Annotated in this window: 5 protein-coding genes; all 5 read left to right on the top strand. The window is 61.6% G+C overall.

Annotated features, from left to right (window positions below):
- The first annotated feature begins 466 nt into the window (after positions 1-466).
- The 5 genes from proS (at position 467) to JQ574_RS31640 (ending at position 6,249) form a co-directional block, all read left to right on the top strand.
- Complete coding sequence (proS, locus tag JQ574_RS31660; protein WP_212208088.1) at positions 467-1,789, top strand: proline--tRNA ligase; 1,323 nt, start codon at positions 467-469, stop codon at positions 1,787-1,789.
- A gap of 94 nt (positions 1,790-1,883) precedes the next feature.
- The gene (locus tag JQ574_RS31655; RefSeq protein WP_212001436.1) at positions 1,884-3,164 is read left to right on the top strand and encodes a lipoprotein-releasing ABC transporter permease subunit; all 1,281 of its coding nucleotides are present in this window, start codon (positions 1,884-1,886) and stop codon (positions 3,162-3,164) included.
- Positions 3,164-4,444 carry a lipoprotein-releasing ABC transporter permease subunit gene (locus tag JQ574_RS31650; protein ID WP_212208087.1) on the top strand — a complete coding sequence of 427 codons (1,281 nt, stop codon included), beginning with the start codon at positions 3,164-3,166 and terminating at the stop codon, positions 4,442-4,444. Before JQ574_RS31655 ends, JQ574_RS31650 begins: the two co-directional genes overlap by 1 nt.
- Before the next feature lie 7 nt (positions 4,445-4,451).
- A complete protein-coding gene (locus JQ574_RS31645; protein WP_212208240.1) occupies positions 4,452-5,150 on the top strand; it encodes an ABC transporter ATP-binding protein in 699 nt (232 codons plus the stop codon).
- 352 nt (positions 5,151-5,502) lie between these two features.
- Positions 5,503-6,249, top strand: a complete 747-nt coding sequence (locus JQ574_RS31640; protein ID WP_212208086.1) for an outer membrane protein — start codon at positions 5,503-5,505, stop codon at positions 6,247-6,249.
- Positions 6,250-6,388: the final 139 nt, after the last annotated feature.

Here is a 6,388-nt window from a genome sequence, read left to right as displayed (position 1 = left end):
TCTTAGCACAATCGCACACGAGACCGCGGGTGCAGCGCGCATCCGGCATTCCCTGCGCCCTCTGAATTTCGGGGGCGAAAGTAACCTGCAAACCTCGGGCGCAAGGCGCCGCGAGAATGCGAAACTATATCCGCGTGTCGTCCCGAAGGCCGGGACCCATAACCACAGGGAGAAGTTTTGCGAACGGTCTTTATTACCGAGGCTTCACCGAGAGATCACGCGGTATGGGTCCCGGCCTTCGCCAGGACGACAGAATCGTACGGGAGACGCACCATTCCCGTCATTGCCTGCGGAGACCGACCCGGACCTGATCGCGCCGCAATTATGCGGTCAAGATCGGTGATCAAAACGGCCGGAAATCCGCGCATCTTGCGGCTTTTTAAGGTGTTCCGGCCTTGTATTTTCGTAGCCGATCCGGTTTCACTGCCATTCTTCCTTTCGTCCCCCTGATTCCCTGAGTTGACCCATGCGATTGTCGCGGTTTTTTCTGCCCATCCTGAAAGAGAATCCGAAAGAGGCGGAGATCGTCTCGCACCGCCTGATGCTGCGTGCCGGCATGATGCGGCAGGAAGCGGCGGGCATTTACGCCTGGCTGCCGCTGGGTTTTCGGGTGTTGAAGAAGATCGAGCAGATCGTCCGCGAGGAGCAGGACCGCGCCGGCGCCCTGGAACTGCTGATGCCGACGCTGCAGCTTGCCGACCTCTGGCGCGAGAGCGGCCGCTACGACGCCTATGGTCCGGAAATGCTGCGCATCAGCGACCGCCACAAGCGCGAATTGCTGTACGGGCCGACCAACGAGGAAATGATCACCGAGATTTTCCGCGCCTACGTCAAATCCTACAAGAGCCTGCCGCTCAATCTCTACCACATCCAGTGGAAGTTCCGCGACGAGCAGCGTCCGCGTTTCGGCGTAATGCGCGGCCGCGAATTCCTGATGAAGGATGCCTATTCGTTCGACATCGACGAGGCCGCGGCGCGGCGCTCCTATAACCGGATGTTCGTCGCGTACCTGCGCACCTTCGCGCGGATGGGGTTGAAGGCGATCCCGATGCGCGCGGAGACCGGCCCGATCGGCGGCGATCTCAGCCACGAATTCATCGTGCTGGCCGAGACCGGCGAGTCCGGCGTCTATTGCGACAGCGACGTGCTCAATCTGCCGATCCCGGGCGACGACGTCGATTATGACGGCGATCTGACCCCGATCATCAAGCAATGGACCTCGGTCTATGCCGCGACCGAGGACGTGCACGATGCCGCGCGCTTCGACAGCGAAGTGCCTGCCGACAAGAAAGTGCACACCAGGGGCATCGAGGTCGGCCAGATCTTCTACTTCGGCACCAAATATTCCGACGCCATGAAGGCGATGGTCGCGGGCGCCGACGGCGTCGACGTGTCGATCCATGGCGGCTCCTACGGCGTCGGCGTGTCGCGCCTGGTCGGCGCCATCATCGAGGCCTGCCATGACGATGCCGGCATCAAATGGCCCGAGGCGGTGGCTCCGTTCACCGCCGTGATCCTGAACCTGAAGCAGGGCTCCAGCGATACCGATGCCGCCTGCGAGGCGCTGTATCGCGAGCTCGAGGCCAAGGGCGTCGATGTCCTCTATGACGACACCGATCAGCGCGCAGGGGCGAAGTTTGCCGCCGCCGACCTGATCGGCATCCCCTGGCAGATTCTGGTCGGCCCCAAGGGCCTCGCCGAGGGCAAGCTCGAGATCAAGCGGCGCAGCGACGGCTCGCGCGAGAATCTCAGCCCGGCCGAAGCGGTCGCCAGGATAGTTGGACGATAAGCGGTCGATCGCGGGATAAAGATTATCCACGGGGGGCGGGTATTCTTGGCCATTCCCGGCCACATTTGGCCCCGAATCATGGGATTATCGAAAGATGGATGAGACCATGAACGAGACAGTCCGAACCCCGCCGTTTTCGCAGTTCGAATGGCTGTTGTCGGGACGTTACCTGCGGGCGCGTCGCAAGGAAGGTTTTATTTCCGTCATCGCCGGTTTTTCGTTCCTCGGCATCATGCTCGGCGTTGCGACGCTGATCATCGTGATGGCCGTGATGAACGGCTTTCGCAAGGAACTGCTGGACAAGATCCTCGGCCTCAACGGACATCTCTTGATTCAGCCGCTGGAATCGCCGCTGACCGACTGGAAGGATGTCGCCGAGCGTATCAACCAGGTTCAGGGTATCCGGCTGGCCGCGCCTGTCGTGGACGGCCAGGCCCTGGCGTCTTCCTACTTCAACGCCTCGGGCGTGCTGGTGCGGGGCATACGTTCCGCGGACCTGACCAACCTCACCTCGGTCGCCAAGAACATCAAGCAGGGCACGCTGGAAGGTTTTGACGAGGGGCAGGGCGTTGCCATTGGGCGTCGGCTCGCCGATACGCTGTCATTGCATGCCGGCGACAGCATCACCTTGGTTGCCCCGAAGGGCGCCGTGACCCCGATGGGAACCACACCGCGCATCAAGGCCTACAAGGTCGCCGCGGTGTTCGAGATCGGCATGTCGGAATATGATTCGAGCTTCGTGTTCATGCCGCTGCCGGAGTCGCAGGCCTATTTCAACCGCAAGGACGACGTCACCGCGATCGAGGTTTTCACCTCCAATCCGGACAGGATCGACGCTTTCCGCAAACTGGTGACGGAAGCGGCCGGGCGGCCGGTGTTCCTGGTCGACTGGCGGCAGCGCAACTCGACCTTCTTCAACGCGCTGCAGGTCGAACGTAACGTGATGTTCCTGATCCTGACCATGATCGTGCTGGTCGCAGCGCTCAACATCGTGTCCGGCCTGATCATGCTGGTCAAGGACAAGGGCCAGGACATTGCGATCCTGCGCACCATGGGCGCTTCGCAGGGCTCGATCATGCGGATATTCCTGATCACGGGCGCTGCGATCGGCGTGGTCGGCACGCTGACCGGCTTTTTCGTCGGCATGCTGGTCTGCCTGAACATCGAATCGATCCGGCAATTCCTGTCGTGGATGACCAATACCGAGCTGTTCTCGCCGGAGCTCTACTTCCTGTCCAAGCTGCCCGCCGAGATCGATTTCGGCGAGACCACCGCGGTGGTGATCATGGCGCTGACGCTGTCGTTCCTGGCCACGCTTTATCCGTCCTGGCGCGCCGCGCGCCTCGATCCCGTCGACGCACTCCGGTACGAGTGATGGGTGAGACCATGAAGGAGACAGTTCGTACCCCGCCGTTTTCGCAGTTCGAATGGCTGTTGTCCGGGCGTTACCTGCGGGCGCGGCGCAAGGAAGGCTTCATTTCCGTCATCGCCGGTTTTTCGTTCCTCGGCATCATGCTCGGCGTTGCGACGCTGATCGTCGTGATGGCCGTGTTGAACGGCTTTCGCAAGGAACTGCTGGACAAGATCCTCGGCCTCAACGGGCATCTCTTGGTTCAACCTCTGGAATCGCCACTGACCGACTGGAAGGATGTCGCCGAGCGGATCAGCCTGATTCAGGGTGTCCGGCTGGCCGCGCCGGTGGTTGACGGTCAGGCGCTGGCGTCGTCGGCCTTCAACGCCTCGGGCGTGGTGGTGCGCGGCATGCGCGCCGCTGACCTGAACAACCTCACCTCGATCTCGGCGAACATCAAGCAGGGCACGTTGCAAGGCTTCGACGAGGGGCAGGGCGTCGCGATCGGTCGCCGGCTCGCCGATACGTTGTCGTTGCGTGCCGGCGACAGCATCACCTTGGTTGCCCCGAGGGGGGCTGTGACCGCGACGGGCACCACGCCGCGCATCAAGCCCTACAAGGTCGCTGCCGTGTTCGAGATCGGCATGTCGGAATATGACTCAGGCTTCGTGTTCATGCCGCTGCTGGAATCGCAGGCCTATTTCAACCGCAAGGACGACGTCTCCGCGATCGAGGTGTTCACCTCCAATCCGGACAGGATCGACGCTTTCCGCAGGCTGGTGACGGAAGCGGCCGGGCGGCCGGTGTTCCTGGTCGACTGGCGGCAGCGCAACTCGACCTTCTTCAATGCGCTGCTGGTCCAACGCAACGTGACGTTCCTGATCTTGACCATGATCGTACTGGTCGCGGCGCTCAATATCGTCTCTGGCCTGATCATGCTGGTCAAGGACAAGGGGCAGGACATTGCGATCCTGCGCACCATGGGCGCCTCGCGTGGCTCGATCATGCGGATATTCCTGATCACGGGGGCTGCGATCGGCGTGGTCGGCACGCTGACCGGCTTTTTCGTCGGAATGCTGATTTGTCTCAACATCGAATCGATCCAGATATTCCTGTCGTGGCTCACCAACACCGACATATTTCCGCGAGAGATCTATTTCCTCTCGAAGCTTCCGGCCGAGATCGCCTTCCGCGAGACCTCTGCCGTCGTGATCATGGCGCTGACGTTGTCGTTCCTGGCCACGCTCTATCCGTCCTGGCGCGCGGCGCGCCTCGATCCTGTGGACGCGCTCCGGTATGAGTGAGGACAAAATGGCCGAGGGCGCGGAAGATGTACCGGTGGTCTATCTCCACGAGATAAAACGCCAGTACACGCAGGGTGAGGCGACGCTGACCATTCTCAACGGCGCCAAGCTCGCGCTGTGGGCCGGGCAGTCGGTGGCGCTGGTGGCGCCGTCGGGCTCGGGCAAGTCGACGCTGCTGCATATCGCGGGCCTGCTCGAAAGCCCCGATGACGGCGAGGTCTATGTCGCGGGAGCGCCGACCTCGCAATTGTCAGACATCGAGCGCACCCACATCAGGCGTTCCGACATCGGCTTCGTCTACCAGCAGCACCGGCTGCTGCCGGAATTTACCGCGCTCGAAAACGTCATGCTGCCGCAGATGATCCGTGGTCTCAAGCGCAACGAGACGATCAAGCGTGCAACGGAGATCTTGGCCTATCTCGGTCTTGGCGAACGCATCACCCATCGCCCGGCCGAACTGTCCGGCGGCGAGCAGCAGCGCGTCGCGATCGCACGCGCGGTCGCCAATGCGCCGCGGGTGCTGCTGGCGGACGAGCCGACCGGCAACCTCGATCCGCACACCGCCGATCACGTGTTCAACGCCCTGATGCAGCTCGTGAAGGCGACCCGGGTCGCGATGCTGATCGCAACTCACAATATGGAATTGGCCGGGCGCATGGACCGGCGGGTGTCGCTGGTGGACGGTCAGGTCGTCGAGCTGGAATGACGACCGCTCCACAATGGAATTGGAATCGCTCCATGCATCCGAATCTTGTTTAGCTCGGGGCGCGCTCGCCGGTTCGATCACGGATCGTTGAACATCTTTAGCCGCGCACGCGTGCCATCTCTTCAACACAATCTCACACGCCGATACCGCCGCAAGGTTCCATTGTGATTTTTCTGCGGCGAACGTGCACACAATGTTTCGAAAAGTGCCTGTTACACAATATTAACTTACATTTCCACGGAAGACGTTTCGCGTCCGCTGTTGCAGCCAAGTTACAGTAATTCAAACGAACAATGGTATGACGCTGCCACGGCCTTGGGGGCTGTACCAACTGGAACGGGAATTAAAAAAGATGAAGAAGGTTTTGCTTGTAACGGCCAGCCTGATCGCGCTCGGCGCGGCTGCGCCGGCAGTGGCTGCTGATCTCGCTGCGCGTCCTTACACCAAGGCGCCGCCGATGATCGCCGCTGTGTATGACTGGAGTGGTTTCTACATCGGCGTCAACGGTGGCGGCGGTTGGAGCCGCACTGATTGGGACGCGGTCGCCCCGAATGTTCTGGTTGGCCCCGAGGGTTCCCATGACGCATCCGGAGCCACGGTCGGTGGTCAGGTCGGCTATCGCTGGCAGGCCGGCACCTGGGTGTTCGGTTTGGAAGCGCAGGGCAACTGGGCTGACTTCAAGGGCTCGAACACCAGCCTGCTGTTCCCCGGCTTCGTCAACCACTCGAAGATCGACGCGTTCGGCCTGTTCACCGGTCAGGTTGGCTATGCCGTCAACAACGTCCTGCTCTACGTCAAGGGCGGTGCTGCTGTGACCTCGAACCGTAACCACATCAACACCGTTGCTGGCGCGCTTGCTGCGTCCACCGGCGACGACACCCGCTGGGGTGGCACGGTCGGTGCCGGCCTCGAATACGGCTTCGCCCCGAACTGGTCGATTGGCGTCGAGTACAACCACATCTTCCTGCAGGATCGGACCTACACCTTCACCACGCCGGCTGGCGCGTTCTTCGGCACCGATCGCATCAGCCAGGACGTCGACCTGGTCACCGCTCGCCTGAACTACAAGTTCGGCGGCCCGGTCATCGCGAAGTACTGAGCTAACTAAGTACTGATTTCGCTACTCGCTAGCGGGACCATTGAAGCCCCGGGCGTCGCCCGGGGCTTTTTTGTTGAGCCCACTGGTTCGACATTGCGGAAGTGTTTGTTAACGCGAGAACGCCGGTCCACTTATCGCG

The sequence above is a fragment of the Bradyrhizobium sp. AUGA SZCCT0158 genome (genome assembly GCF_018130065.1).
Lineage (GTDB): Bacteria > Pseudomonadota > Alphaproteobacteria > Rhizobiales > Xanthobacteraceae > Bradyrhizobium.
Note: the sequence above shows the minus strand (reverse complement) of the source record. Positions and strands in the feature narration are given on the sequence as shown.